The sequence below is a fragment of the Streptomyces tanashiensis genome, assembly GCF_014648895.1.
GTDB lineage: Bacteria > Actinomycetota > Actinomycetes > Streptomycetales > Streptomycetaceae > Streptomyces > Streptomyces tanashiensis.
On sequence record NZ_BMRZ01000022.1, the window covers coordinates 91,748 to 116,992 of the forward strand.

The 25,245-nt window shown below is 70.1% G+C and carries 26 protein-coding genes, 1 tRNA gene and 1 pseudogene; 12 read left to right on the top strand and 16 right to left on the bottom strand.

Annotated elements, in window-relative coordinates; all coding sequences use genetic code 11:
• Positions 1-40: 40 nt before the first annotated feature.
• A complete protein-coding gene (gene merB, locus IE237_RS37260) occupies positions 41-1,003 on the top strand; it encodes an organomercurial lyase (protein WP_229843922.1) in 963 nt (320 codons plus the stop codon).
• A 103-nt stretch (positions 1,004-1,106) separates the two neighbouring features.
• Positions 1,107-1,628, top strand: coding sequence for a DinB family protein (locus tag IE237_RS37265; protein WP_229843923.1), 522 nt, complete (start codon positions 1,107-1,109; stop codon positions 1,626-1,628).
• A 6-nt stretch (positions 1,629-1,634) separates the two neighbouring features.
• On the opposite strand, the gene IE237_RS37270 is transcribed toward IE237_RS37265, so the two are convergent.
• The 8 genes and pseudogenes from IE237_RS37270 to IE237_RS41585 form a co-directional block, all read right to left on the bottom strand.
• Positions 1,635-2,147, bottom strand: a complete 513-nt coding sequence (locus IE237_RS37270) for a GNAT family N-acetyltransferase (RefSeq protein WP_189806631.1) — start codon at positions 2,145-2,147, stop codon at positions 1,635-1,637.
• Between the two features lie 92 nt (positions 2,148-2,239).
• Positions 2,240-2,575 carry a YnfA family protein gene (locus tag IE237_RS37275; RefSeq protein WP_189806632.1) on the bottom strand — a complete coding sequence of 112 codons (336 nt, stop codon included), beginning with the start codon at positions 2,573-2,575 and terminating at the stop codon, positions 2,240-2,242.
• Between the two features lie 11 nt (positions 2,576-2,586).
• Positions 2,587-2,901 carry a mercuric ion transporter MerT gene (gene merT, locus IE237_RS37280; RefSeq protein WP_189806633.1) on the bottom strand — a complete coding sequence of 105 codons (315 nt, stop codon included), beginning with the start codon at positions 2,899-2,901 and terminating at the stop codon, positions 2,587-2,589.
• Positions 2,882-3,328, bottom strand: a complete 447-nt coding sequence (locus IE237_RS37285; protein ID WP_189806634.1) for a MerR family transcriptional regulator — start codon at positions 3,326-3,328, stop codon at positions 2,882-2,884. The genes merT and IE237_RS37285 overlap by 20 nt, the downstream gene beginning before the upstream one ends.
• Positions 3,325-3,654, bottom strand: coding sequence for a hypothetical protein (locus IE237_RS37290; RefSeq protein ID WP_189806635.1), 330 nt, complete (start codon positions 3,652-3,654; stop codon positions 3,325-3,327). The genes IE237_RS37285 and IE237_RS37290 overlap by 4 nt, the downstream gene beginning before the upstream one ends.
• 103 nt (positions 3,655-3,757) lie before the next feature.
• The gene (locus tag IE237_RS37295) at positions 3,758-4,120 is read right to left on the bottom strand and encodes an ArsR/SmtB family transcription factor (protein WP_189806636.1); all 363 of its coding nucleotides are present in this window, start codon (positions 4,118-4,120) and stop codon (positions 3,758-3,760) included.
• 39 nt (positions 4,121-4,159) lie between these two features.
• Complete coding sequence (locus IE237_RS41580; protein WP_308433154.1) at positions 4,160-4,801, bottom strand: NAD(P)-binding domain-containing protein; 642 nt, start codon at positions 4,799-4,801, stop codon at positions 4,160-4,162.
• Positions 4,802-4,929: 128 nt separating this feature from the next.
• Positions 4,930-5,355, bottom strand: a pseudogene (locus IE237_RS41585) (NAD(P)-binding protein); the annotation flags it as partial.
• Here IE237_RS41585 and IE237_RS37305 point away from each other — a divergent pair.
• From IE237_RS37305 to IE237_RS37315, 3 genes are read left to right on the top strand one after another with little or no spacing between them, the layout of a single operon-like run.
• Positions 5,315-6,691 (top strand): FAD-dependent oxidoreductase, encoded by a 1,377-nt coding sequence (locus IE237_RS37305; protein ID WP_189806637.1) that lies wholly within the window; start codon positions 5,315-5,317, stop codon positions 6,689-6,691. The pseudogene IE237_RS41585 and the gene IE237_RS37305 overlap by 41 nt on opposite strands.
• A gap of 39 nt (positions 6,692-6,730) precedes the next feature.
• On the top strand, positions 6,731-7,192 hold the full coding sequence (locus tag IE237_RS37310) for an ArsI/CadI family heavy metal resistance metalloenzyme (protein WP_189806638.1): 462 nt from the start codon (positions 6,731-6,733) through the stop codon (positions 7,190-7,192).
• Between the two features lie 5 nt (positions 7,193-7,197).
• On the top strand, positions 7,198-8,403 hold the full coding sequence (locus IE237_RS37315; protein WP_189806639.1) for an MFS transporter: 1,206 nt from the start codon (positions 7,198-7,200) through the stop codon (positions 8,401-8,403).
• Between the two features lie 79 nt (positions 8,404-8,482).
• On the opposite strand, the gene IE237_RS37320 is transcribed toward IE237_RS37315, so the two are convergent.
• Positions 8,483-9,427: a hypothetical protein gene (locus tag IE237_RS37320; RefSeq protein WP_189806640.1), complete on the bottom strand. Its 945-nt coding sequence runs from the start codon at positions 9,425-9,427 to the stop codon at positions 8,483-8,485.
• 607 nt (positions 9,428-10,034) lie between these two features.
• Positions 10,035-10,946, bottom strand: coding sequence for a hypothetical protein (locus IE237_RS37325; RefSeq protein ID WP_189806641.1), 912 nt, complete (start codon positions 10,944-10,946; stop codon positions 10,035-10,037).
• Positions 10,947-11,394: 448 nt separating this feature from the next.
• Between IE237_RS37325 and IE237_RS37330 the strand changes: the two genes are divergently transcribed.
• From IE237_RS37330 to IE237_RS37340, 3 genes are all read left to right on the top strand, one after another.
• Positions 11,395-12,339, top strand: coding sequence for an FRG domain-containing protein (locus IE237_RS37330; protein ID WP_189806642.1), 945 nt, complete (start codon positions 11,395-11,397; stop codon positions 12,337-12,339).
• A 544-nt stretch (positions 12,340-12,883) separates the two neighbouring features.
• On the top strand, positions 12,884-13,201 hold the full coding sequence (locus tag IE237_RS37335) for a helix-turn-helix transcriptional regulator (RefSeq protein ID WP_189806659.1): 318 nt from the start codon (positions 12,884-12,886) through the stop codon (positions 13,199-13,201).
• Positions 13,201-14,418, top strand: coding sequence for a tyrosine-type recombinase/integrase (locus IE237_RS37340; RefSeq protein WP_189806643.1), 1,218 nt, complete (start codon positions 13,201-13,203; stop codon positions 14,416-14,418). The genes IE237_RS37335 and IE237_RS37340 overlap by 1 nt, the downstream gene beginning before the upstream one ends.
• 98 nt (positions 14,419-14,516) lie before the next feature.
• Here IE237_RS37340 and IE237_RS37345 read toward each other — a convergent pair.
• Positions 14,517-14,590, bottom strand: a tRNA-Pro gene (locus IE237_RS37345).
• Positions 14,591-15,173: 583 nt separating this feature from the next.
• Here IE237_RS37345 and IE237_RS37350 point away from each other — a divergent pair.
• Complete coding sequence (locus IE237_RS37350) at positions 15,174-16,382, top strand: acyl-CoA dehydrogenase family protein (protein ID WP_189806644.1); 1,209 nt, start codon at positions 15,174-15,176, stop codon at positions 16,380-16,382.
• A gap of 78 nt (positions 16,383-16,460) precedes the next feature.
• Here IE237_RS37350 and IE237_RS37355 read toward each other — a convergent pair whose 3' ends face one another.
• The 5 genes from IE237_RS37355 to IE237_RS37375 are packed head-to-tail and all read right to left on the bottom strand — an operon-like array spanning position 16,461 to position 20,401.
• Complete coding sequence (locus IE237_RS37355; RefSeq protein ID WP_189806645.1) at positions 16,461-17,033, bottom strand: GAF domain-containing protein; 573 nt, start codon at positions 17,031-17,033, stop codon at positions 16,461-16,463.
• Complete coding sequence (locus IE237_RS37360; RefSeq protein ID WP_189806646.1) at positions 17,030-17,653, bottom strand: GTP-binding protein; 624 nt, start codon at positions 17,651-17,653, stop codon at positions 17,030-17,032. Before IE237_RS37360 ends, IE237_RS37355 begins: the two co-directional genes overlap by 4 nt.
• Positions 17,631-18,002: a DUF742 domain-containing protein gene (locus IE237_RS37365; protein WP_189806647.1), complete on the bottom strand. Its 372-nt coding sequence runs from the start codon at positions 18,000-18,002 to the stop codon at positions 17,631-17,633. Before IE237_RS37365 ends, IE237_RS37360 begins: the two co-directional genes overlap by 23 nt.
• A gap of 2 nt (positions 18,003-18,004) precedes the next feature.
• On the bottom strand, positions 18,005-18,439 hold the full coding sequence (locus tag IE237_RS37370) for a roadblock/LC7 domain-containing protein (protein WP_041132185.1): 435 nt from the start codon (positions 18,437-18,439) through the stop codon (positions 18,005-18,007).
• A 6-nt stretch (positions 18,440-18,445) separates the two neighbouring features.
• Positions 18,446-20,401, bottom strand: a complete 1,956-nt coding sequence (locus tag IE237_RS37375; protein ID WP_189806648.1) for an ATP-binding protein — start codon at positions 20,399-20,401, stop codon at positions 18,446-18,448.
• Between the two features lie 707 nt (positions 20,402-21,108).
• On the opposite strand from IE237_RS37375, the gene IE237_RS37380 reads away from it, so the two are divergent.
• The 3 genes from IE237_RS37380 to IE237_RS37390 all read left to right on the top strand — a co-directional run.
• Positions 21,109-22,320: an ROK family transcriptional regulator gene (locus IE237_RS37380; protein ID WP_189806649.1), complete on the top strand. Its 1,212-nt coding sequence runs from the start codon at positions 21,109-21,111 to the stop codon at positions 22,318-22,320.
• A gap of 14 nt (positions 22,321-22,334) precedes the next feature.
• Positions 22,335-23,405: an SIS domain-containing protein gene (locus IE237_RS37385; RefSeq protein WP_229843925.1), complete on the top strand. Its 1,071-nt coding sequence runs from the start codon at positions 22,335-22,337 to the stop codon at positions 23,403-23,405.
• Between the two features lie 392 nt (positions 23,406-23,797).
• Positions 23,798-25,245, top strand: a 1,448-nt coding sequence (locus IE237_RS37390) for a DNRLRE domain-containing protein (protein WP_229843926.1), incomplete at its 3' end; no start/stop codon positions are given.

Here is a 25,245-nt window from a genome sequence, read left to right on the forward strand (position 1 = left end):
GCTTGACCTTCCAGCTCACTGGAAGGTCTACGGTCGTCCCATGAACGCCCTGAGGATCACCGTGCTGACCGTGCCGGACTGCCCCAATGCGCCCCTCGCACTGGATCGGATCACCGCCGCGCTGGACGGGCGTGAGGCGGAAGTGGAGCTGGTCGAGCTACGAGACGAGGCGGAGGCCGCCCGGTGGGGGATGACCGGTTCGCCCACCGTCCTCGTCGACGGTGTCGACCCGTTCGCCGTGCCCGGCGCGCCGGACAGCGTCTCCTGCCGCCTGTACCGGGACGAGGAAGGCCGGGTAGGCGGTGCGCCCAGTGTCGAGACATTGCGGAAGGCGCTCGCCGTCGCGATGGAGTGCTGCGACGACGATCTCCTTGATCCGATCGGGCGGGCGGGACGTGGGCGCAAGGCCCCTGCCGAGCGGGGGCTGCGCGCAGTCCACCAGGCGGTTCTGCGGCACTTCGCCACCACCGGCTCCGCACCCAACGCGTCCGATCTCGAAGCGGTTGCCGCCGAGGCCGGCCGCACGGCCCCGGAGGTCCTTGCCGAGCTCGACGCCGAGGACTTCCTCGCCCTCGACGCCGAAGGCAGTGTGCGAGCCGCGTACCCCTTCTCCGCGGTCGAGACGCCTCACCGTGTCCGGCTCGGCGACGGGGTGGAGGCGTGGTCGATGTGCGCGATCGACGCCCTCGGCATCGCCGCGATGCTCGACCAGGACATCCGGATCACCTCCTCGGACCCAGTCAGCGGTCACCCGATCACGGTCTCCTTCACCGGCGGCGCAACGCGGTGGGAGCCCGCGGGCTCGGTCGTCTTCGTCGGCCGACGACCAGGACAAGGCCCGGCAGCCGACATCTGCTGCGACGCCCTGAACTTCTTCGCCGACCACTCCACCGCCGAGACGTGGGCACGCCTGCACCCCGACATCCCCGGCCGCATCACCAGCCAGGCCGAGGCCGCCGCCATCGCAACACGCACCTTCGGACCGCTGCTCGCCGAGGACTGAAGCCGAGCGTCGGGTTCCACGGCGCATCCGGGCGGGAATCATCCAGGCCCCGGGCCCCCGGGCTCCGAACAGGAGCGGCGCGATGATGGGCGATCGTTCAGCCTTGGACCGGCAGGCCGTCCTCGACGAGTACGCCAGGGCCCGCCGGACCTTCCACGCGCTCCTGGACGACGCGACGCTGGCCGACCTCGCCCGCCCGACCAACGGCACTCAGTGGACCAACGGGCAACTGCTGTGGCACATGCTCTTCGGCTACCTCGTCACCCGGGTCCTGCTGGGCCTCGCACGCGCCTTCAGCAGACTGCCGCGGAGCGCGAGCAAGGGCTTCGCCCGAGTGCTGAACGCGGGGACGCGGCCCTTCGACGAGATCAACTACCTCGGGCCGTGCGGGGCCGTGAAAGTCTTCGGGCCCCGAAGGACGGGCATCGCGTTCGACCGGATCACCGGCTCGCTGGAGCGGCGGCTCGCAAAGGAGTCCGAGCATGATCTGGCGCGGGGCATGCACTACCCGGTCCGGTGGGACCCCTTCTTCAAGGACTTCATGACCCTCGCGGACCTCTACCGGTACCCCACCCAGCACTTCGACTTCCACCATCGCCAGCTCACCCTCGGCGAGCGCGGCTGAGGCCCGTCAGCCGATGTGGGGGCTGCGGCGTTCGACCAGGACGGTGTCGCGCCAGACGCCGTGGAGCCGGCCGATGCGCTCACGGGAGCCGATGACCCGGAAGCCCGCGCGGGCGTGCACGGCGAGGCTGGCCGTGTTCTCAGGGAAGATGCCGGACTGGATGGTCCAGATCCCCGCCGCCTCGGTGGACTCGATCAGCGCGGTGAGCAGCGTCGTGGCGACGCCCCGGCCACGCGCATCGGGGTGGACGTACACCGAGTGCTCCACCACGCCTGCGTACGCGCAGCGGTCGGAGACCTTGGTGGCGGCGACCCAGCCGAGCACGGTGCCGTCGGCGTCCAGGGCGGCGAAGCGGTACTCGGGCAGTTTGGCCGTGTCGAACTCCGCCCAGGTCGGGGCGGTGGTCTCGAAGGTGGCGTTGCCCTCGTCGATCCCGGCCTGATAGATCGCCAGGACCTGCTCGGCGTAGGCGGCGGTCAGCGGCACCACGGAGATCGCATGCACGGTATTGATCGTCATAGGGCGGAGTCTGCCAACTGGCCCTCTCGACCGGGAGACTGCCTGCTGGACCGGCCGGAACCATGCCGCCGGGCACCGCGGGATGCTGAGGGTCAGTTGCCGCGGGGCGCGTACATGATGACGGCCATGCCGACGAGGCAGACCAGTGCACCGATGACGTCGTAGCGGTCGGGCCGGTAGCCGTCGGCGACCATGCCCCAGGCGATCGACCCGGCCACGAAGATGCCGCCATAGGCGGCGAGGATCCGGCCGAAGTTGTCGTCGTGCTGCCAGGTCGCCACCACTCCGTACAGACCCAGCGCGATGACGCCGGCGCCGATCCAGATCCATCCCTTGTGCTCGCGGATGCCCTGCCAGACGAGCCAGGCGCCGCCGATCTCGAAGAGGGCGGCGAGGACGAACAGAGCAACGGAACGTGCGACGGTCATGATCGGTGAGCCTACTGGCGGCCGGGACCGCTGATCTTCAGTGGGTCGGAGGACGTCGTGCAGGCGCATCCGCCTCCACCCGTCGTCTTCGGTGCACAGGAACAGGGACCGGGGCGCCGGTCGAGCCACCAGGCTCCCGCGGCGAGCACGGCCAGGACGACGGCGAGGCCAGGCAACCAGCCCACGACCACACCAGCGCCTGAGCCGAGGACTCCCGCCGTGATCAGGACGGGCAGCGCGCAGCACGCGACACAGGCAAGGGCGGACAGGCCGCCGAGCGCCGTCGGGACGCGTCCGGTGCGGGGCTCAGCAGCAGGGTCCGGCATGACGGTTCTCCTCGGCGAGGTCGGTGAAGGGGATGGGGCAGCAGCTGCTGGAGGCGCACACGGTCAGGTCGTCGCAGCCCGCCTCGACGGCAGCGGACAGAGCGGTGCGGATGGTGGCGAGATCGGCGATCTTCGCGTCGACCTCGGCGAGCTTGGCCGCAGCACGTTCCTGGAGCCCCGCGACCGGACGCCCGTGCCGGTGACGGCCGGCCTCCAGGAGCTCGGCGACCTCCTCCAGCGTGAAGCCCAGCCGCTGGGCGGCCTTGATCACCCGCAGCACGGTGACCGCTTCCTCGCCGTACAGGCGGTGCCCGCCCGGACTGCGGTCGGGTGCGGGCAGTAGGCCGCGCCGCTCGTAATAGCGCAGAGTCTGAATGTTCACCCCGGCCGCGTCCGCGACCTGCCCGCTGCGCAGCTCGCTGGTCACGGCACATCCCGGCGGGCAGCGGCCCGCTCCTGAAGGGCGTCCAGTACGGCCTCGTGGGCGCCGTCGACGGAAACGTCCAGATGGATCTGCTCCGGGCCGGGGCTGATGGCGAAGGTGAAGAACGAGCAGCAGCCGCTCTCGCGCGCGATCAGGTCGCGCACCGTTTCTTCCACGCCGTCACCGCCGGCGAGCACAAGGCGCAACCGGAGGCGGTCAGGCCGGTCTACCTCCGTCAGGCGCTCGGTGAACAACGTGTCAAACTCAGCCACCCGCAGCGGCAGCTCGGCGGTGGGCAGTGTGCAAGCGTCCGGTACCCAGGTACTCATCGTGACCCCTTCCGTCCGCGTCGCTTCCGCCCTCGGGGGCGGCGCATCTCCGACGGTAAACCTGTACCTGGGTACAGGTTGCAAGTCCGAACTCCTGCCGGGACTACGCGGCAGCGGCCTTGGTGAGGAGCGCCCCCATGGCGGCTAGGACGGCGGGCTCGACTCGGTAGTAGACCCAGGTGCCACGCCGCTCAGAGGAGAGCAGCCCGGCCTCCTTCAGCTTCTTCAGGTGATGGGACACGGTCGGCTGCGAGACGCCGACGTCGGAGATGTCGCACACACACGCCTCCCCGCCCTCGTGCGAGGCGACCGCCGAGAACAGCCGCAGGCGGACCGGGTCGCCGAGCGCCTTGAACATGATCGCGGTCCGCTCCGCCTCCTCGGCCGTCAGCGGCCGTTCCGTCAGCGGCGGGCAGCACGGCTCCACGACGGGCTGAAGCAGCGGCAACACCTTCACATTCGACATACGTCTATGTTGACACATGTCGAAGCAAGAGCCCAGGGGTCACGGGCGGCGCAGGGTCCGGGCCAGCCGCCGGGCCGCCCGCTGGGCGTCGCGGCCGACGCCGCGCAGGGACGCGGACGACAGGCTCCGCTGCCACTCCAGCCCCACGTACGCCAGGCGGGGATGGATCAGGGAAGCACCGTCCCGGTGTCGGGGCCGGCCCGATCGGTCTAGGGCGCCGAGCGGAGTGAGGCAGTCGAGGTCGGGGAGGTACCCGGTCGCCAGCACGATCGCGTCGACGTCCTCCGCCGTTCCGTCAGCCCACGTGACCGAGGGGCCGTCCACCCGCGTGAACACCGGGCGCCGGTCCGGCCGGCCAGCGGCGAGCGCGGCCCGGTAGCGGCCGTCGTCGATGACTGCCATCGACGCCGGACGCCGCTGGAAGCGCGCCAGCGGCGCAGCGTCCAGGCCGGTGGCTGTGAGCCAGAAGTGCAGATCCCGACCGAACGGCCGCTGCGGGAACCATCGCACCGGAGCCCGGGAAGCCAGACTCACCCGCGCCACCTGCGCGAGCTCGGCCGCGACCTGCACCGCCGAGTTCCCCGCCCCGACCACCACGACCCGCTGCCCCGCGAACGGCGCCGGGTTGCGGTACTGCGAGACGTGCAGCAAGGCGCCATTGAAAGTGTCGAGCCCGGGCAGGGCCGGGCGGTTCGGCCGGCCGAAGCCGCCAGTGGCCGCGACGCGCGGGCGCCCAGCGTCCGGCCGCCGGCGACGTCGAGCTCGAAGCCCTCCCCGGCCGCCCGCACCGCGGCGACGCGGTGTCCGGTGCGAATGTCGGCGTCCAGGTGCTCCGCGTACCGGAGCAGATAGGCGACCACCTCATCCCGGTGCGGGTAGACGTCCGGGTCGCCGCCGAACGGCAGGCCCGGCAGTGAGCTGTACCGGGCAGGCGAGAACAGGGTGAGGCTGTCGTAGTACTGCGGCCACGATCCGGCCGCCCGCTCCGATGCCTCCAGGACCACGGGCCGAAGCCCATCCGCCAGCAGGCTGCGCGCGGCAGCCAGGCCCGACTGGCCGCCCCCGATGACCGCGACGTCGATGTACTCCATGAACACCCCTCCGTATCGATGCATGTCTATGTTGACGCTCATCGAAACAGGTGCCATGCTGAAGGCGCAAGAGATCGACGAGTGTCGAAGCAAGGGGATCGTCATGAACGCCACCGCCACCGAGCAGCTGCCCGTCGTGGTCATCGGGGCCGGGCCGGCCGGCCTGGCCGCCGCCGCCCACCTTGTCGAGCGCGGCCTCGAACCGCTGGTCCTGGAGGCCGGACCAGCGGCCGGTGCGGCGGTACGTGAGTGGGCGCACGTGCGGCTCTTCTCCACCTGGGGTGAGGTCACTGACCCGGCGGCCGAGAAGCTCCTCGCTCCCACCGGCTGGGTGAAGCCGGACGAGAAGACGTACCCGACCGGCGGTGACTGGGCCGAGCGGTACCTGCAGCCGCTCGCCGACGTCCTCGGTGACAAGGTCCGCCTCGGGGCCCGGGTCACCGGCGTCTCCCGCTCGGGCCGTGACCGGATCGTCGACGCCGACCGCGAGAGCCAGCCCTTCACTGTCTACGTCACCTACGCCGACGCCCGAGAGGAGCGCATCCTGGCCCGCGCCGTCATCGACGCCTCCGGCACCTGGTCCATCCCCAGCCCCGCCGGCGGCGACGGCCTCCCCGCTCTCGGCGAGCGCGCGGCCGCGGACCGGATCTCCTACCGCGTCCCCGACCTGAAGGACCCGGCCGCCCGCACCCGTTACGCCGGGAAGCGCACCGCCGTCATCGGCTCCGGCGCCTCCGCCTTCACCGCACTCGCGTTGCTCGCCGACCTGGCGAAGTCCGACGACGGTGTCGACACGCACGCCACCTGGATCCTCCGCCGTGGCATCTCCGGCTCCACCTTCGGAGGCGGCACCGCCGACCAGCTCCCCGCCCGCGGCGCCTTGGGCCTCGCCGCCAAGGCCGCCGTCGACGAAGGCCACGCGGACGCCGTGACCGGCTTCCGTACGGATGCGATCGAGCGTGACGCCGAGGGCCGTCTGGTCCTGGTGGCGGAAGACGGCCGCCGCCTCGACGCGGTCGACGAGGTCATCGTCCTGACCGGCTTCCGCCCCGACCTCACCTTCCTCGACGAGCTCCGCCTCGGCCTGGATGAGCGCCTCCAGGCGCCCGTCGAGCTCGCGCCGCTGATCGACCCGAACCAGCACTCCTGCGGCACGGTCTACCCGCACGGAGTGAAGGAGCTGGCGCACCCGGAGGAGGGCGTCTACCTGGTCGGGATGAAGTCCTACGGCCGCGCGCCGACGTTCCTCGCCCTCACCGGCTACGAGCAGGTCCGCTCCGTCGTCGCCGCCATCGCGGGCGACCGGGAGTCCGCCGAGCGCGTCGAACTCGTGCTCCCCGAGACCGGCGTCTGTGGCGGCGCCGGCCTCTTCGACCAGCCCCAGACCGACGAGCCGGCCGAGGGTGGCGGCTGCTGCGCCCCGACCCCCGCTCTCATCCAGCTCGGCGCTGGCGCCCCGGCCAACTCCGGCGGCTGCTGACCTGCCTCGCCCATCCGCACCGACAGCAGGAGGACCGTCATGTCCCGTGTACAACTCGCCCTGCGCGTCCCCGACCTCGCGGCATCCATCGCCTTCTACACCAAGCTCTTCGGCACCGGGCCGGCCAAGCTCCGCGACGGCTACGCGAACTTCGCCATCGCCGAACCGCCGCTCAAGCTCGTCCTCATCGAGGGCACGGGCGGCGAGGACACCCGCCTGGACCACCTCGGAGTGGAGGTCGACAGCACCGAAGCCGTCCATGCCGCCGCCACACGGCTGAGCCAGGAGGGCCTCGCGACGACGGAGGAAAACGACACCGCCTGCTGCTACGCCCTCCAGGACAAGGTGTGGGTCCACGGCCCCGGTCGCGAACCGTGGGAGGTGTACGTCGTCAAGGCCGACGCCGACACCCTCTCCAAGCAGCCGGCCAGCACATGCTGCTCCAGCCCGGCCACCACCGAAGCCCAGGCCGAACCGGCCACCGCCGGCAGCTGCTGCTGAGCCTGATGACACACCTCCACACCCGCGAGGCCGCGACCGGAACAGGGGACCGGTCGCGGCCACGCGCCGTCCTGCCCGCACTGTGCGCCACCCAGATCACCAGCTGGGGAATCGTCTACTACGCCTTCCCCGTCCTCAACCCCGAGATCACCGCCGACACCGGCTGGTCCAGCACCGCCACCATGGCCGCGTTCTCGCTCGCCCTCATCGTCTCCGGCATCGCCGGAATCCGCGTCGGCCGCATCATCGACCACCGAGGGCCCCGCACCGTCATGACCGCCGGATCAGCCGCGGGCGCCGCAAGCATGGTGGTCGTCGCCATGGCGCCGAACCTGCCAGTCTTCTTCGCGGGTTGGATCCTGGCCGGATTCGCCATGGCCGCGACGTTCTACCAGCCCGCGTTCGCCGCCATCACCCGCTGGTTCGCCCCCGACCACGTCCGCGCCCTGACCATCGTCACCCTCGCCGGCGGCCTCGCCTCCACCGTCTTCGCACCCCTCACCGCCGCCCTCGCCGACCACTTCACCTGGCGCACCACCTACCTCGTCCTCGCCGCGCTCCTCGCCACGGTGACGATCCCGGCCCACGCGCTCGCCCTGCGCGCACCCTGGCCGCCAGGGCCGCCCGCGCCTTCCGACGTGTCCTCGACACCGCAAGACGTCGTGCGCAGCCGCCCGTTCCTTCTGCTCGGGCTGGCATTCTTGCTCTCGGCGTTCGCGATGTACGCGGTCGTCGTCACCCTCGTCCCGCTCCTGCTCGAACGCGGGTACACCACCAGCCAGGCCGCATGGGCCCTGGGCCTCGGCGGCGCCGGCCAGACCCTCGGCCGCACCCTCTACGCGACCCTCGCCCGCCGCACCGGAACGACCACCCGCACCGTCGTCCTCATCGTCCTCGGCGCCCTGACCACCGCCGCTTTCGCGGTCGTCCCCGGGCCGTACGGGTTGCTGATCGTCGTGTCGGTCGTTGCGGGCGTGGTTCGCGGCAACCTCACCCTCCTCCAGGCCACCGCTATCACCGACCGCTGGGGCACCACCCACTACGGACGCCTCTCCGGCATCCTCAGCGCACCCGCCATGACCGCCTCCGCCCTCGCCCCCTTCGCCGCCGCCCTCCTCGCCCCACCTCTCGGCGGCACACCCCAGCTCTTCGCCCTGCTCGCCGTGCTCGGGGCCGCCGCAGCTGCTGTCGCCCTCGGCACCCGCACCTGACCGGGTCGGCTCCGCAAGCTCGCGCGGCCACCCTCGGCCCTCACCGAATAAGGGGTCCTGCGGGCGGCCGCATGGGCGGTCAGAAGCTGTCGTCGGGCAGGCGCCGCATCGCGTACGAGACGACGTCCGTGGCCGGCGCACCGCCCTGACCGCCGATCTGGATCAGATCCTCGGCCGTGTACCGGGCCGTCGTAGCCAGCCCGGCCAGGCCCACCTCCTCCGTGGTGACCAGACGCAGCTGGCACAGATCACACAGCAGCCCCTCGGCCGTCAGCTCCATGTCGAACAGCAACGCCGTATTCGGCGCCCTCAGGAACAGGGCCGCTGCCTCAGTCCGGCAGGCCGGACACCGCGTCAGCGCCTGAAACAGCGGACCGCCGGCCCGGTCGACCTCCACCACGACAAGCCCGCGCTGCGCGACGATCGCGGCCAGGTGATCCGGTGTCCCCTCCGGCATGTCCGCGAACCGGGCCTGAGCCCGCAAGGACGCCTGGTGCAGACGCAGCTGGACGTCCTTCTGCAGCCGGTCGGCACGGTCATCCAGAGCAACGCGCACCAGCTCGTCCCACGGCCCCCAGAACCTCTCCCGGGGGATCCTCATGTGGTCGAGCAGCAGACAGGCCGACTCGACGAATGGCTCCAGGTAGTCCTCCGGCACGCTGGTACCCAGGTGCGCGACACCGTTGCGGAGCTGGATCAGCGTGTCCAGCTCCTCGTCCTTCGGAGGCAGCACGTCCATCTTCCGCAGCCGTTCGATGGCTCCCTGGGCCCCGATCGTGCGCAGCTTCTTCGGCAGGGCCGTAGCGCCGGCCAGGTGAAGCAGCGCGTCATCCTGGCGACTGGACAGCTCCACAAGCAGCACAGGGTTCACCCGCACGAGCGCCGCCTTGGCCAGCCGCTCGATACTGACGCCCGCCTCCAGGAGGAAGACCTCCGTCTCCCCGCGGGCATGCGCGTCCAGCGCAAGGCGCGCGAAGTGCCGTGCACCAGTGGCCAGATGCTCGAACGAAATAGGTGACTCCATGCCCGGACGATAGGGCAGCAGACCCGACCAACGGAGAGGAATTACGAAGCCGCCGACCCCCCGCAGACCACATGCGGACGGCTCTGGGCAGGGCGGAGCGCCCCGACCAGAGCCGGTGTGCAGAGAGGCAGTACTGGGAGGAAGGGCCTCAGTCGTCAGTCATCGGGCATACCTGCACTGACCTGCGAAGACCCCATCTGCGTTCCCGAAATCCAGGGGATGCGTTCCAGGATGTCACTGAGGCGAGCCACTGACTTGCGGTTCCCTCATTGTCCGCAAGGCTCTACCGCCATCACCGACCGTTGGGGGACCACCGACTACGGCATTCTCTCCGCACTCCTCAACGCCCCCGCCATGACCGCATAAGCGCTCGCTCCCTTCGCTGCAGCTCTCCTCGCCCCGCCACTGGGCGGCTACCCAGGTCTGTTCGCCGCGCTGGCGAGCACCGCAGGAGCCGCAGCACTCGTCGCCGCCGGCTCGTCAGTCCGCAGCGCGAGCTAAGAGTTGTCCCGTAACACGGGGCAGAGGCTGAAGGGTCACCGCAGCCGGATCGGCTTGTCCGGCTCCGCCCCGGCCAGCGGCCTCAACGGGATCCTGGCCAAGTGGACTACGCTCCCAAGGCGTCCAGCTCCTTGCGGGCCTCCGCGACGAACGCGTCCCGAAAATCCCTCAACGCCACCCGCTTCTGTGCCAGCATTTCACCCTGTGCTTCACGGTCCACGCATGCAGTCCGAACCAACGAAGCAGCTGCCGATTCACTCAAGGAAGCGGCCATAAGGGCCTCGCGGGCTCGGTTCTCTGCCGCTTCGTCTCCGAGTGCCTGCGTCGCTTCGTCGAGCGCCTCAAGGGCAGCACGAGCCGTCTCGCCTCGCTCGAACCTCTCCGACATCTCCTCCCACTCCGAGGGGGATTCCGGCCCCACGTAATCCCACTCATCGGCGGAAATCTGCACCTGCTCGACGAAGCTGTCTCCTGCGGCTCGGGACAGCCGTGACGCTGCTGCCACAGCTTCCTCCAACCGCCGCCTCGCCCGTGCCAAGCTGATGTAGTTCCTGCGCTCCATGTGTTCCACGTACAGCGCCGTCGTGAAGTCCAGCGCCCCGCGCTTCGCCTCGCGCGCCTTGGCCAAGACGCTTGGCGGGCTCAGCAGCTCCACCATGGCGTACGCCTTCAACAAGTCCTCGGACCGGGCTTCCTGGTCGTTGGCTTCCACCTTCGGCAACAACAGGTCAAGTTCTTTCACGTAGTCCGCCCAGACCTCCTGGCACCGGTCTCGCTGCCACTGGGCATGGTTCTCCCGGGAGACCTCCTTGGCGCTGTCGAGGGCGGCGCGATAGGAGAGGTGGGCCTGTTCCTTCGCCGCTTCGAGGGCTGCTTTGGCCTGCGCCTCTCCCGCCTGGCGGGCGTTCTTGCCCTGGATGTGGCCAGCGATGATGACGCCCGGGATCGCCAAAAGGGATACCGCAGCGGTCGCCACCGAACCGAAGCCCTCGGATATGAAGGTGCTGAGATCGGGCATGAACGGCTCCCCCTCGTGTGCATAATGCGTCCGCTGCACAGTACCGAGGACCACAGCCGCACTGCCGAAGTCCCGTCGCGGCTGCAGGCAGGAGAGACGGGACGGCTTCCCCCACGCTGTCAACACTACCGCCCGGCCAAAATTCGGCGGGGCGCAAGGGGCCCCTCTGCAAGGAGTAAGAGCAGTACGAGGTCCACAGCGCTGGCATTGCCGTGCAAGGTCGGGCTCGGACGCGACGGTCGGCTAGCCTTTCTACGCTGCGCGACCGTTCGGCTGCCGTCGAAGACAGCGGGCGTTGGCGGGCCGCATGAGCGTGGCGCTGAGCGCTGCCGTTGAGGACGCCTAGTGTGCAGATATGGCGTCTCACTCTGCTGACCCCACTGCGGCGGGTACGGCAGCCGTTACTCTCCCGGGATTGCAAGCACGTCTCCGGGGCACCACACCAACGATGGCGGACCAGTACTTCTCTGAACGGGAGCTAAACGAACGCATCGGCCTACAGTCCGTCGATCACCTCTGGGAATGGATCAGCAGCGGGGCCGCGGGCATCATCGGCAGAAGCCAAACCCCCTTGCCCTCCTACGATGAAGCCCCCGACGAGGTGTTCTACCGGGGGCAGCCGAATGCCGCCTACGGGATCTCCTCCAGCCTCTACCGACTCTGTCATCAGACCATGGGTGAGCGAGTCACCGAAGAATTGATGCATCGAGCAGAGCAGGCAATCCTCAAGGAAATGAAGACCCAGGGCCTGGGCCGGTTGATGAAGGATGGCGAGCTCCTCGCAGTTCTTCAGCATCATGGCATCCCGACCCGCCTCATCGATGTCTCTGAACGCCCCCGTGAAGCCCTCTTCTTCGCGGTCGACCGCGACGACGACATCCCCGGCCGCCTCTTCATCATTCGTCTGAAGCCCGGATCAGAGGGTCAACATCGAATCGACTTGAGAGCGAATGACGCCCTGGAGTGGGAGGGCACAAAGCGAGGGACAAAGCAAGCGAGGGGTGAATGGACAACACGCGTTGCTGTCGACGAGTCGAACCCCTTGGATCCACGTATGCGCGCCCAGCGTGGACGCTTCCTAGTCGGAGGGCTGATCGCCAGCTACCCGGGGATGGAGATGAACCGCCCTGGTGGAAAAAGAGTCTCCGCAGACGACCGTGCCAGTATCACCACCCTAAGCATCAGTTTCCCCCTGCAAAGTACCGAGCTCAGCAAGAACTGGCCGGCGACAGGATGGAGCATCCGAATCCCTGCCAGCTGGAAGCGCCCTCTGCGAGAGCTGTTGGCAGAGACAGATCCGCCGATCACCACCGATTCCATGTATCCGCCGATCAGCGAAGTTCGGCGACTCGCGGTTAGAAAGGCCGAAGACGCGATCCGAGAGGGTCCCTAGGCCCGGGTAGAGCTGTTGTTGGCGGACCGAGCGCCGAAGCGGGGCAAGCGGTGGCGAAATCACCGCCAGGTAATCGACGCGATCACGTCGAAGTTCCAGACCGGCTCGCCAGTAGGAGCACCCCTCCGCTGAGTACCGTGATGGCGGCCATCACGGGTCGCCTCCCTTCGGCTCCCACCATGGGGCACACTGCCCGGGAGCGGCATGCCTCTTCGTCTCATCAGTCGCCCTGAGCGGACAGCCAGTCGGCGGCTGCCCCAAACACCTCTGGCCAACGAACGTGCCCCCCTTGCCGTGGGACCCGAGAATGCTCGCGGCGGCCATACATAGCGGCAAACCCCCGGTTAGGAAAACCGGCGCTTCCCAGGACGATTGATTCCCCTCGTACATCCACGGAGCGCTAGCGGATGACTTCGAGAAGGAAGTCCGAATCGACAGGCTCACACCTGCCCACGATGCGTTCTCCGTTCGCGAACTGTGCCGTCAGTCTCTGGACTCTTGCACGAATCCGTTTAGTGTTCCGTCCCCCGGAGATCATTCGCCCTTGCCCCACGAGCCCGCATCCGCCCCGCCCCTCGCCGCTCCGCACGCCGACATGGAGGCCACCGCGCACCCCACGCTCCACCGCCAAGGCGACCCGGCGGACAGCCGCCCACCTCTCCTCGCCAGCTCCTGGTACTCGACCAAGGACCTCGCCTCCCGCCTCCGTGTCGACGCCTCGACCCTGCGCCGATGGCGAACCGCCCAGCCACCCCAGGGCCCTCCGTTCGTCTCCATCTCGGAGCGCGTCGTCATGTACAACGCGGCCGACATCGAGAGATGGCTACACAGCCGTCGCATCGCCCCCGGCCAGGCGGCTTGATGGCCCATATAGAAGCCGTTCCTGTCGGCGTACGCCTCTCCACGGATGTCGAATACAGACCCAACAGAGCGAACCCGTACCGCGCTCGCGTCCGCTGGTTCGACCCGACGACCAAGCGCCGCAAATCCGTGTCCGAGGGAAAGGACAGCGAAGAAGAAGCTCAGGCTTGGATCCAGACCATCATCGAGGCCGCGGAGGCCGGCCTCTCCCCCTCGTTGGCCACCATGAAGCTCGCCGACTATGGCGACACGAACATGGAACTCGCCCTACGTGGTCTGGAATTGAAGACGCGCGACCCCTATCTCTCAGGATGGCGAGTACGCGTGGTGCCGGCCCTCGGGCACCTGCCGGTCCGGATGATCACCAACGGGGCCATCGACCGAACCGTCCAGAACTGGATCGCCGACGAACACGGCCGCTCGACCGTCAAGAACACCATCGCCGTCCTGGTCCGCGTCATGGAGCAGGCGGTCCGGGACGGCATCATCAAGGTCAACCCGGCCCGCGTGACGGGCTGGCAGAAGCTCTACAAGCAAGCCGAGGACGAACTCCTCGACCCGCGAGCTCTGGCCCTCCCCGACTGGGAAGCGCTCGCCGAGCTGGCCGACGCGCTCGTGGCCGCCTCCCACGGCGAGTACCGGGGCTGGGGCGAGGTCGTCCTCTTCGCCGCATGTACGGCCGCGCGCATCGGTGAGGTCTCCGGCTGCCGCGTCGGAGACATCGACACCACCAACTGGATCTGGACCGTCCGGCGCCAGACCACCCCCGCTCCCGGCGGCCTCGTCGACAAGGGCACGAAAGGCAAGCGGGCCCGCCACGTCCCCATCATCGAGGAGATCCGCCCCCTCGTCGCCCAGCGCATCCTGGCCGCCGGCCCCGATCCCGACGCGCGCATGTTCACCGGCCCCCGAGGCGGCCGCATCTCCACCGCCGTCCTGCGCGACGCCACCCACTGGGACGACGTCGTCACGAAGCTCGGCTACGAACACCTTCGCCGCCACGACCTCCGGCACACCGGACTCACCTGGTTCGCCGACGCCGGGGTCCAGGTACACGTCCTCCGCAAGATCGCCGGCCATGGCTCACTGACCACCACCCAGCGATACCTGCACCCCGACGTACACAAGATCACCGCCGCCGGCGCCGCACTCTCGGCACACCTCAGCGTGCTCCGCGCGCCCCGGTCCCTGCCGAGCCCGATCATGGTCGCCCGTTGACCGGTCAAGGCGAGTTGGTCCCCAAGTGGTCCCCAAAAACGAGTCAGGGGCCGTTTCAGATTGCTCTGAAACGGCCCCTGACCTGCGACTCTTTCGAGTCGGGACGACAGGATTTGAACCTGCGACCCCTTGACCCCCAGTCAAGTGCGCTACCAAGCTGCGCCACGTCCCGGCACCCGTCTGACCTGGGGTTTCCCCTGGCCGAACGCGCATGAGAACAATACCGCACTTTCCCCGGTGGTCACGCACACGTTTCCCGGCACCCCCGCACGGGGTACGCGCCGAGTGCGCGGCGTTCACTCTCCGTGACGCGCCCTCGCGCCCCGGCGTGCGCCCCCACGCCCGCCCCGATGGGCCGGATGGGGGTCCGGACGACCCCGGGGCGGGTTCCGGCCGGGCGGGGAAGGAGCGCGGAGGGGTTCGGGAATGCCGCTCTTCTGGGGAGGAAGGAGCTCATATGGTGATACAGGGAGGCTCATCGCGCTATATCGGGGCTCACCTTGCCGTTGGCATGTGGCAGAAATTCGCCCCTGGGGAAGAGGCCCCCGATCAGGGCGGTCAGGCCGAGACCACACGAAACACAGTCAGAAACAAACGTCAACCATTCCGGTTTCGGACAAACTTGGTGGCGATATTGATCCGTTCAAGAAAGATCAACACCATGAAGACGTCGGCCTGTTCGGGACGGGACCACTGCCGATGCACCACCTGTTCGGACAACTCACCGAACAGGCGTTTCGCAGGGGAGGACTCGGATGGACAGCTACTTCAGCAGCCGACTGCATCATGAGCTCAGGCAGACCGTCCGCGACTTCGCAGAGCGTGAGGTTCGGCCACGCATAGCCGAGATGGAGGCCTCCCGGAGCGTCCATCACGAGCTGTCCCGCAAGATCGCCGAGCAGGGCTGGCTGGGCGCGACAATCAGCCAGGAATACGGCGGTATGGGCGCCGGCCATCTGGCCAAGACGATCATCATCGAGGAGCTCTCCCGGGTCAGCGGCGCCATGGGCGCCATGGTCCAGGCCTCCCAGCTGGGCACCGCCAAGATCGTCCACTTCGGCAGCGACGACCAGCGCAAGACCTGGCTTCCGGAGATCGCGGCCGGCGCCTGCCTGCCGACCATCGCGGTCACCGAGCCCGAGTCCGGCGGCCACGTCCTCGGCATGAGCGCCAGCGCGGTCCGGGACGGCGACGACTACATCCTCAACGGCAGCAAGGTCTACGTCGGAAACAGCCACGTCGGTGATCTCCACGGAGTCGTGGTCAGGACCGGTCCGGGGTCGAAGGGACTCACTGCTTTCCTGGTCGAATCCGATCGCCCCGGGTTCAGGACCGGTCCCCAGCAGCAGGCCATGGGCCTCCACGGCTTCAGCTTCGGCGAGCTGATCTTCGAGAACTGCCGGGTGCCGGCCGCCAACCGGCTCGGCGACGAGGGCGACGGCCTCGCCGTCGCGTACTCCTCCAGCGTGCTGTACGGACGGGCCAACCTCACCGCCGTCTCGCTCGGCATCCACCAGGCGATCCTGGAGGAGACCACACGGTTCGCCTCCGAGCGCATCCGCTACGGCAAGCCGCTCCACGACCTGCCCACGGTCAAGCTGAAGCTGGGGCAGATGCAGTCCCGGCTGATGACCGCCCGGCTGGCCGCGTACCACGCCGTGCACCTGCTCGACCAGGGCCTCTCCTGCGACACCGAGCTGATGAACGCCAAGCTCGTCAACGTCGAGTCGGCCATCGACTCCGGTCGCAACGCCATGGAGATCCACGCCGCCGCCGGCCTCTTCACCGACCGGGCCATCGAGCGGTACCTCCGGGACGCCCACCACATCTTCGCCCCGGCCGGCACCTCCGACATCCAGCTCCTGCGGCTGGCCGAGGTCGCCCTCGGCCAGGACAAGGGCAGCTGGTCGGAGCGGCTGTCCGAGCTCGTCCGCACACCCGAGCTGGAGCCGGCGCACGCCTGAACCCCGCCCCCACGGGCCGGGAGCCCCGGTTCGGCCGCTGCCGAACCGGGGCTCCCGGGCGTTCACCGGACGTGCCGGTCAGAACATGCCGTCCTCACGGCGGTGGATCTGCTCCACGAGCTCCGCCGCCATCGCCTTGATCGTCTCCAGGCCCGCACGGCCCCACGGCCGGACGTCGGTGTCGACCACGCAGATGGTGCCGAGCGCGACACCGGTACGGTCGATCAGGGGCGCCCCCATGTAGGAGCGGATCCCGATCTCGTCCACGACCGGGTTCCCCGCGAAGCGCGGGTAGTCGCAGACGTCCTCGAGGACGAGCGCCTTGCGCCGCACCACGACGTGCGGGCAGTAGCCGTGGTCACGGGCCATGAAACGGCCCACGCCACCGCCGCCCGCGGCGGCCGCGCCCAGGTCGCTGCCGGAGTGGGTGCCCTCGGGGGTGTGCAGCCCCGCGAAGAACTGCCGGTTCTCGTCGATGAAGTTCACCATCGAGAACGGGGCGCCGGTCACCTCGGCGAGCCGGTGGGCGAACTCGTCGAACGCCGGGTCCGGTCGCTCCCCGAGACCGAGTTCGCGCAGCCGCTGCACGCGGGCCGGCGCCTCCTTGTCGATGGGGGTGAGCAGGAGGTGACCGGTCGGGTCGTAGGTCATGGCGTGGCTCCGAAGCTCGGCACGGTGTCCGGGATGGTGGTGAGCAGATGCTGGACGAGGGTCAGCAGGGTGCGGATGCCGGAGCTGGAGATCCGCGCGTCGCAGAGGACGACCGGCACCTCCGGCTTGAGGTCGAGGGCGGACCGGATCTCGTCCGGTTCGTATCGGTAGGCGCCGTCGAACTCGTTGACTGCCACGACGAACTGGATCCCCCGCCGTTCGAAGAAGTCCACGGCGGAGAAGCACTCCTGGAGCCTGCGGGTGTCGGCGAGGACGACCGCTCCGAGCGCTCCCTCGGAGAGCTCGTCCCACATGAACCAGAAGCGCTCCTGGCCCGGGGTTCCGAAGAGGTACAGCACATGGCGGTCGTCGAGCGTGATGCGGCCGAAGTCCATGGCGACGGTGGTCGTGGTCTTTGACTCCACGCCCTCCAGACTGTCGGTGGCCGCGCTGACCGAGGTGAGCAGCTCCTCGGTGCTCAGCGGTTCGATCTCGCTGACCGCGCCCACGAGGGTCGTCTTGCCCACGCCGAATCCGCCCGCCACCAGGATCTTGAGCGCGGTGGGGAACGGGTCGGTCGCGAAACTGTCGTGGCGCTCAGAGCCGTTGTCGTAGGCCATCGAGCACTGCCTCCAGCAAGGAACGGTCGGTGGGATTGGCGTGGAAGCGCGGCGCCCGGGCGGTCAGCGCCCCGCAGTCCACGAGGTCGGAGAGCAGGACCTTGGTGACCACGGCCGGGAGCCGTAAGTGCGCCGCGATCTCGGCCACCGAGGTGGGTCCGTCGCACAGCCCGAGGGCCAGGCTGTGCTCGGGACCCATGTGCGCCTGCGGTGTCGACCCGGTCGCCATCACCATGGACAGCAGGTCCAGCGCGGTGGTGGGCTTGGTCCGGCCGCCGCTCACGGTGTAGGGGCGGATCAGCCGCCCCGCCGCGTCGTCGAGCCAGGGTCCTTCCTGATGAGACGTCACGTCTACTGCCCGAGACCACCCACCGCGCCGGCGGCCTGCCGGGCGGGGGTGACCAGGTAGGGCCGGACGCTCTTGACGAGCATCGCCATCTCGTAGCCGAGGACGGCGGCGTCCGCCTCACGGCCGGCGAGGACGGCCAGGCAGGTGCCGGAACCGGCGGTGGAGACGAAGAGGAGGGTGGAGTCGAGCTCCACGACCACCTGGCGGACCTCGCCGCCGTCGCCGAACCGGGCGCCCGCGCTGCGGCCGAGCGAGTAGAGCCCGGAGGCGAGGGCCGCCATGTGGTCGGCGGCGTCGGGGTCGAGGCCGTGCACGGATTTCACGAGACCGTCGGAGGAGAGCAGGACGGCGTTGCGGGTGTACGGGACCCGCTGGACCAGACCGCTGAGCAGCCAGTCGAGGTCCGAGGAATGGCCGGTCGGCACATTGCTCGCCATGGTGATCTACTCCTTGTGCGCGTCGCCGGGACGCAGCGATTCGTGGGGGGCGGGCTGGGATTCGGCGAGGCCGATACCGCGCTGGAACGCGGCCATCAGACCCGGGTCGTGCAGGGCGTGCTCCTCCGTCTTGCGGGTCACGGGCTCGTCCCGCAGCTGCGGGACGAGGTGCTCCTGTGCGCGCCGCTTGGGGAGCAGGGGCCGGCCGTCGGCCTCGGCACGGGGGGCCGGGGGGAGCGGCGAGAGCAGGTGGTCCGGCGGGCCGATGTGGTCGGCGCCGGCCGACTGGGCCGGTATCGCGGGGGCGGGACCGGGGTTCCCGTAGCCGCTCGGCTGCGCGCTCGTACGGGGGTACGGGTGCGGAGCGGGCGTGTGCGTCTCCTCGTGACGGGCGGCGGCCCGCTCCGGGGAGGGCGAGACGGACGGCGGTACGGGTGCGGTGACGGCCGGCGCGTGCGCGTGCGGGTGGCCGGGGACGTGGCCCGGGGCGTGGGCCGCGACCGGAGCGGGGACCTGGCCGGGCACGGGGGCCGGGGCATGGCTCGGCGTCCGTACCGGGGCCGGAGCGGGGACCGCGGGCTGGGGCTGCGGCTGTGCCTGCGTCTGAGGCTGAGGCTGCGCCAGGGGCTGCGGCTGCATCTGCACCTGACCGGGCGGGATCGCCGAGGAACCGGCGGTCGCGGCGGCCTGGCGCTCGTGCTGGGCGAGGCCCTCGGGGTCGGAGCCGAGAAGGCCCTGCGGGAGCACCAGGACCGCCTGGACGCCGCCGTAGATGTTGGACTGGAGGCGTACGGCGATGCCGTGCCGGCGGGCGAGCGCCGAGACGACGAAGAGTCCGATGCGACCGTCCTGGAGCAGATGCGCGACGTTCACCTGGTCGGGGTCGGCGAGCAGGGCGTTCATCTTGTTCTGCTCGGTGACGGGCATGCCCAGGCCCCGGTCCTCGACCTCGATCGCGAGGCCCGCCGTGACGTACTGGGCGCGCAGCAGCACCGTGGTGTGCGGCGCGGAGAACAGCGTCGCGTTCTCGACGAGTTCGGCGAGGAGGTGGATGACGTCGGCCACGGCATGGCCCCGGAGCGTACCGTCGATCGGGGGTACGAGCTTCACACGCGGGTACTGCTCGACCTCGGCGATGGAGGAGCGCAGGACCTCGGTCATGGTGACCGGGTTCGACCACTGGCGGCGCGAGATGGCGCCGCCGAGCACGGCGAGGTTCTCGGCGTGGCGGCGGATGCGGGTGGCCAGGTGGTCGACGTGGAACAGTCCCTTGAGCAGCTCCGGGTCCTCGACCTCGTTCTCCAGCTCGTCGAGGAGCTGGATCTCGCGGTGGACCAGGGACTGCAGGCGCCGGGCGAGGTTGACGAAGACCTCGACCTTCTGTTCGTTTCCGACGCTGCTGGAGAGTCGGGAGGCCTGCACGACGGCCGCCACGGCGGCCTCGTGAGAGCGTGTCAACTCCTGCGAGAGCAGATCGAATTCGTCACCTGCGACGGGAGTGGCTGGCTGCGCGGGCCGGGGCGGGACGCCTTCGCCCTTGCGCAACTGTTCGACGACCGTCCGGAGTTCGCTCTGGCCGTTGGCGCTGGCGCGGCGCAGGGAGTTGCAGCGGTCGAGGACGGCCTTGGCGGCCCGGTCCGCGCCGAGCGCGGCGGCCGTCACGGAGGCGACGGTGAGGGCGGCGGCGCCGGTGAGGGCCGCCCAGAGGCCGGGGGTGGGGCTGGCTCCCGTGGAGCGGATGGTGAAGAGGACGGCGGCCGCCCCGCCGAGGGCCACCGCGACGGCGGGGAGCACCGAGGTGCGGAGGAGTTGGGGGCGTAGGCGGACTTCCGCGGGAAGCGGCGCGGAGGACTGCGCCGGGGGGCTGCTGTGGGTACCGGTGGCGGAGCGGGCGCCTGGCCGGCCGTGCCGCCCGCCCTCGCGTCGATCGGACCGCGAGGCGGGTGCGCGAAGTTGAGACATGAGTGTCCTTGGTACGTGCCCAGGAATCGGCGTACTGCGGGGGTGTGCTGCAGGGGGTCTACGGGGGAGGTGTTCTACAGACGTTCGATGAGCCTACCGGTGATCATCAACCACACACTGTAGTCGTCAACCGTTCATGTGCGGTGCGCAGTTGACAAACTTACCCGTAGAGCGGGCCGCTCTGGTATCGCCCCCCGCACGACCGGCCGAGAATGATCGGCCGAAAGTCGATGGCACACCCCGGAGAGGTCCCGCGGGGCGGGAACGGAAGAGGGCGGAGACCTCCTCACGCCTCCACCCCCTGCGGAAATCGCTCCCGACCGGAATCCCCGTCGGAGGTGCGGACCGTCCGGCCCCCCGGGGGTACGCGCGGTCCCCGGCGCACCCGGGCCGCGTCCGCGCCGGGCCCACCGGGCGTCGCACCGGCCCGCACGTCCGGAGCGGCTCCGACCGCCGATTCCGCGCACCCACGGCCTCACCCACAACCGGCCGGTGACGGACGGTGAGCCGTCCGGCGGTCGCGGCGGGTTCACCGGCACTTCATCTCAGGTCGAGAACAAGTCGGTTCAGAGCATCGCGCCCCACGCAGGGGCGAGGCCCAGCGCAACGCCCGTTCCCCTCGCGCCCCTTGACCTCCACCCCGCACGGGTCCATGCTGCCGTTCATCTCGACATGAGAAGAAATCGACGACCGACCGAAGGACAGGCATGCCCGAGGGCGACGACAGCCGGGAACGACCGAGGCGGCCGACGGCGACCAACCGCACCGCGGCCCGGGTCAACACCGCGGCGCTGCTGGACCGGCTCCGCACGGCGGGCCCGCAGTCGCTCTCCGAGCTCACGCAGCACACCGGTCTCAGCACCGCGACGGTCAACCGGCTCGTGGACCGGCTGATCGACGACGGGCTCGTGCTCGAGGCGGGCCGGACGGTGCCGACCGGCGGCCGTCCGGCCCGCCTGGTGAAGTTCCACGCCCAGGCCCGGTCGGTGCTCGCCCTCGACATCGGCGCCCACAAGATCGCCGGAGCCGTCGCGGACCTCGAGGCGCGCGTCGTCCGGCGCCGCAGGCGCGCGATCCTCCCCGGCGAGGACGGGCGTCCCGCCCTGTCCTTCTTCGAGGCGCTCGCCGACCTCGCGGCCACGCTCGTCAAGGACGCGGCGAGCGGGCCGTCGCCGGTGCGGGCGGTGGCCGTGAGCGTTCCGGGTGTCGTCAGGCGGGACAGCGGGCGGGTCGAGTTCGCACCCTCGCTGCGGTGGCACGACCTGCCGCTCGGCGCGCTCCTCGAGGAACGCCTCGGTCTGCCCGTGCGCGTGGCCAACGACGTGAACCTGCTCGCCCTGGCCGAACTCCGCCACGGCGCGGCACGCGGCAGGCACGACGTCCTGACCGTCGCTCTGGGCACCGGGGTCGGCGCGTCGCTCGTCCTCGACGGCCGGCTCTACGGAGGTGGCGCCGGCGCGGCCGGGGAGATCGGCTACACGCTCCTCGGCCGGCAGTCCCTGTCCACCCCGTGGCCGGGGTTCGGCGACCTCGAGTCGCGCGTGGGCACGGCCGGGATCCTCGCACGGATGCGCGCAAGGAAGGGCGCCCTGCCGCCCGGTTTCGGCTCCGAGGACTTCCTCCGGCTCGCCCGCGCCGGTGACGCGGCGGCCGAGGCCGTGCTCGCGGAGGTCGTCGACGACCTGTCCCTGACCATCGGCAACGCGGCCACGCTGCTCAACCCGGAACTGGTGGTCCTCGGCGGCGGCTTCGGCCGGGCCGCGGCCGACCTGCTCGTGCCGGCCGTTCGGCGGCGCCTGCAGGGCCGCATCCCCCTGCCGCCCGCCCTCACCGGGGCCGAGCTCGACGACGCCCAGCTCATCGGCGCCGCGGAACTGGCGATCGACCTCGCCGCCGCGGACCCCACCGCAGCCACCTGAACAGGAGTGGACCCATGCCCGGACTCGTACAGCCTCCGCCGACGGCGGGCCGTGCCATGGCCGCCGAAGTCGCCGAGCAGCCGCACCGGTGGGAGCGGCTGCTCGACCGCTCCGGGGCCCGGGACTCCGACCTGGCCCGCGCCGTCTCGCTCGTCCAGGCCTACCGGCCCCGGTTCGTCCTCCTCGTCGCGAGGGGCACCTCCGACCACGCGGCGCTGTACGCGAAGTACCTCTTCGAGATCCTGTGCGGGCTTCCCTGCGGACTGGTCTCGCCGTCCACGATGACCACCTACGACGCCACGCCGGCGGCGAGCGGGGTGCTCATGGTGGGGGTCAGCCAGTCCGGCGGGTCGCCCGACCTCGTGCGGTCGCTGGAGGTGGGCCGGGCCCGGGGCGCACTGACCCTGGCCGTCACCAACCGCGCCGACTCCCCTCTCGCCCGCGCCGCCGAGTGCCACGTCGACGTGCTGGCCGGGCCCGAACGGGCGGTGGCGGCCACGAAGTCCTACACCGCCCAGCTCCTCGCGCTGTATCTGCTGGTGGACCGGCTGCGCGGCGGAACGGGCGCGGCCGCCGCGCGTCTTCCGGAGGCCGGCGCACGGGTGCTCGACCAGGAGGCGCACATCGCCCGGCTCGCCCAGCGGTACCGCTTCGCGTCGCGACTGGTCTGCACGGGGCGGGGCTACTCGTACCCGACCGCGCGGGAGGCCGCGCTCAAGCTGATGGAGACCTCGTACGTCGCGGCGCAGGCGTTCTCCGGGGCGGACCTCCTGCACGGTCCGCTGGCCATGATCGATCCGCAGGTCCCGGTCATGGCCGTCGTCGCCGAAGGCCGGGGCGGCGACGCCATGCTCCCGGTCCTCGACCGGCTGACGGCCACGGGCGCGGACATCCTCACCGTCGGCCGCGCGTCGGCCGCCGATCGCGCGGACGCGACGGTCGTGCTGCCGGAGGACGTCCCCGAGGAGCTGTCACCGCTGCTGGAGATCCTGCCGTTCCAGACCCTGGCCCGGCACCTGGCGATCGCGAGGGGCGCGGATCCCGACCGCCCCCGGGGCCTGGACAAGGTCACGGAGACGCTGTGACCTGCGGAACGGGACCAGGCTCACCCCTCGGCGGGCGTCATGTGGATGTCGGTCAATACGAAGCTCTATCGGAGTCGAGCGATCGCCCCATGGAGGCAAAGCGCATACCCATGGGCACCCAATTACCCTATATGCGTGTGTGATTGACAGGCCATCACCTCACTGATCAGGATCCGTGCGCCGTAGTCGTGAGCCCGGACTCACGTGTGTGCGGGCCTACGGCCGCGGCACTGCTCCAAGCACGTCGGAAAAATCCGGCGGGCTCATTCGGCGTGCCGTTTTCCCGTGTGCGGAGCACCATCCGCGTGCCCGGGATCCGGTCCGCCGCACGGAAAGGCATCGAGGTGCGAAGCTCCTACAGGAGGTATGTCTCCTGTCTGGTGGTGTCGGCGGTGGCGGGAACGCTACTGCCGCAGGTCGCGTATGCGGCGCCGCCCCCCGGGCCGCCCGGTCAGGACGATGGCAAGGGTGTCTTCGAAACGGCTCTGGGCTGGTTCTCGGACGATGAAGAACAGGACGTAAGGCCGGCGCCGGACGGACGGCCGGAGATACCCAGCCGGGAGAAGCTGCCGAAGGGCAAGGCCGCCCCGAAGGCGAAGCGGGTCGCCGAGCTGACGGGGAAGCGGACGGCGAACGCGCGGTACTGGCAGCTGTCCGACGGACGCGTGCAGGCCGAGGTGTCGGCGGTTCCGACCGGCTACCGGGCGGGGAAGTCGTGGAAGGACGTCGATCCGACGGTCGTCCCGTCCGACGCCGAGGGTTTCGCCTTCGCCAACACGACCAATGCCGCGCGCAGCTGGTTCGGATCGGACGCCGGCAGGCTGCTCCGCTTCGAGGCCGGAGCCGGACATGCGGTGACCCTGGGTCTGAAGGGCGCGGGGAAGCTCGCGCCGGTGGCCAAGGGCGACACGGTGACGTACGAGGACGCGGTGTCCGGTGCGGATCTGTCGTACGTGGTCGGTCCGGGCCGGGTGAAGGAGAACATCGTCCTGGACGCGAAGCCGTCCGGTCCGGTGTCTTTCACGTTCACCCTGGACGCGGGCGGGTTGACGCCGAAGCAGAACAAGGACGGCTCGGTCTCCTTCTTCGGGGAGGGCGCGGATCCGGTCCTCGTCATCCCCGCCGCGTTCATGACGGACGCGAAGAAGGACGTCAAGGCGCCGTACGGTTCCGCGTACAGCGGGAACGTCACCCAGAAGCTGACGAAGGCCGGTCACGGCTGGAACCTCACGGTCACTCCCGACGCGAAGTGGCTGGCCGCCTCGGAGCGGCAGTACCCGGTCACCATCGACCCGACGATCTCGATCGCCCCGACGCCGACCACGGCGCAGGACGTGATGATCTCCTCGGACGGTCCGACGACCAACTACGACGACAACTGGCGTCTGTCGGTCGGCAACACCTCCACGGGCGCCTCGCGTGCGCTGATCCGGTTCCCGGTCGGCAGCATCCCGGCGGGCACCAGGCTGGACTCGGCCGATCTGAGGCTGTACTTCGACCAGACCCACACCACGGGTGACACCGAGGTCCAGCTGGAGGCGCACCGCGCCACCCAGGCGTGGACCGAGTCCGGGGCGACCTGGAACAACGCGAACGCGATCACGGGTGAGCTGTCGGGCACCTCGGTCCTCGTGGACAACGGTGAGGCCGGCCGCACGGCGGCGGTGGGTTCCTGGCCGGCGTCGGGCAACACGGCGTACACGCAGTACGCGGTGAACCAGACGTACATGTACAACAAGGATTCGGTGGCGGGTGACTCGTACACCTGGCAGCCGAGCCTCCCCGAGGACGGCACCTACCAGGTCGAGACGCACAACGTCCCAGCCTCGGACCGTGCGAC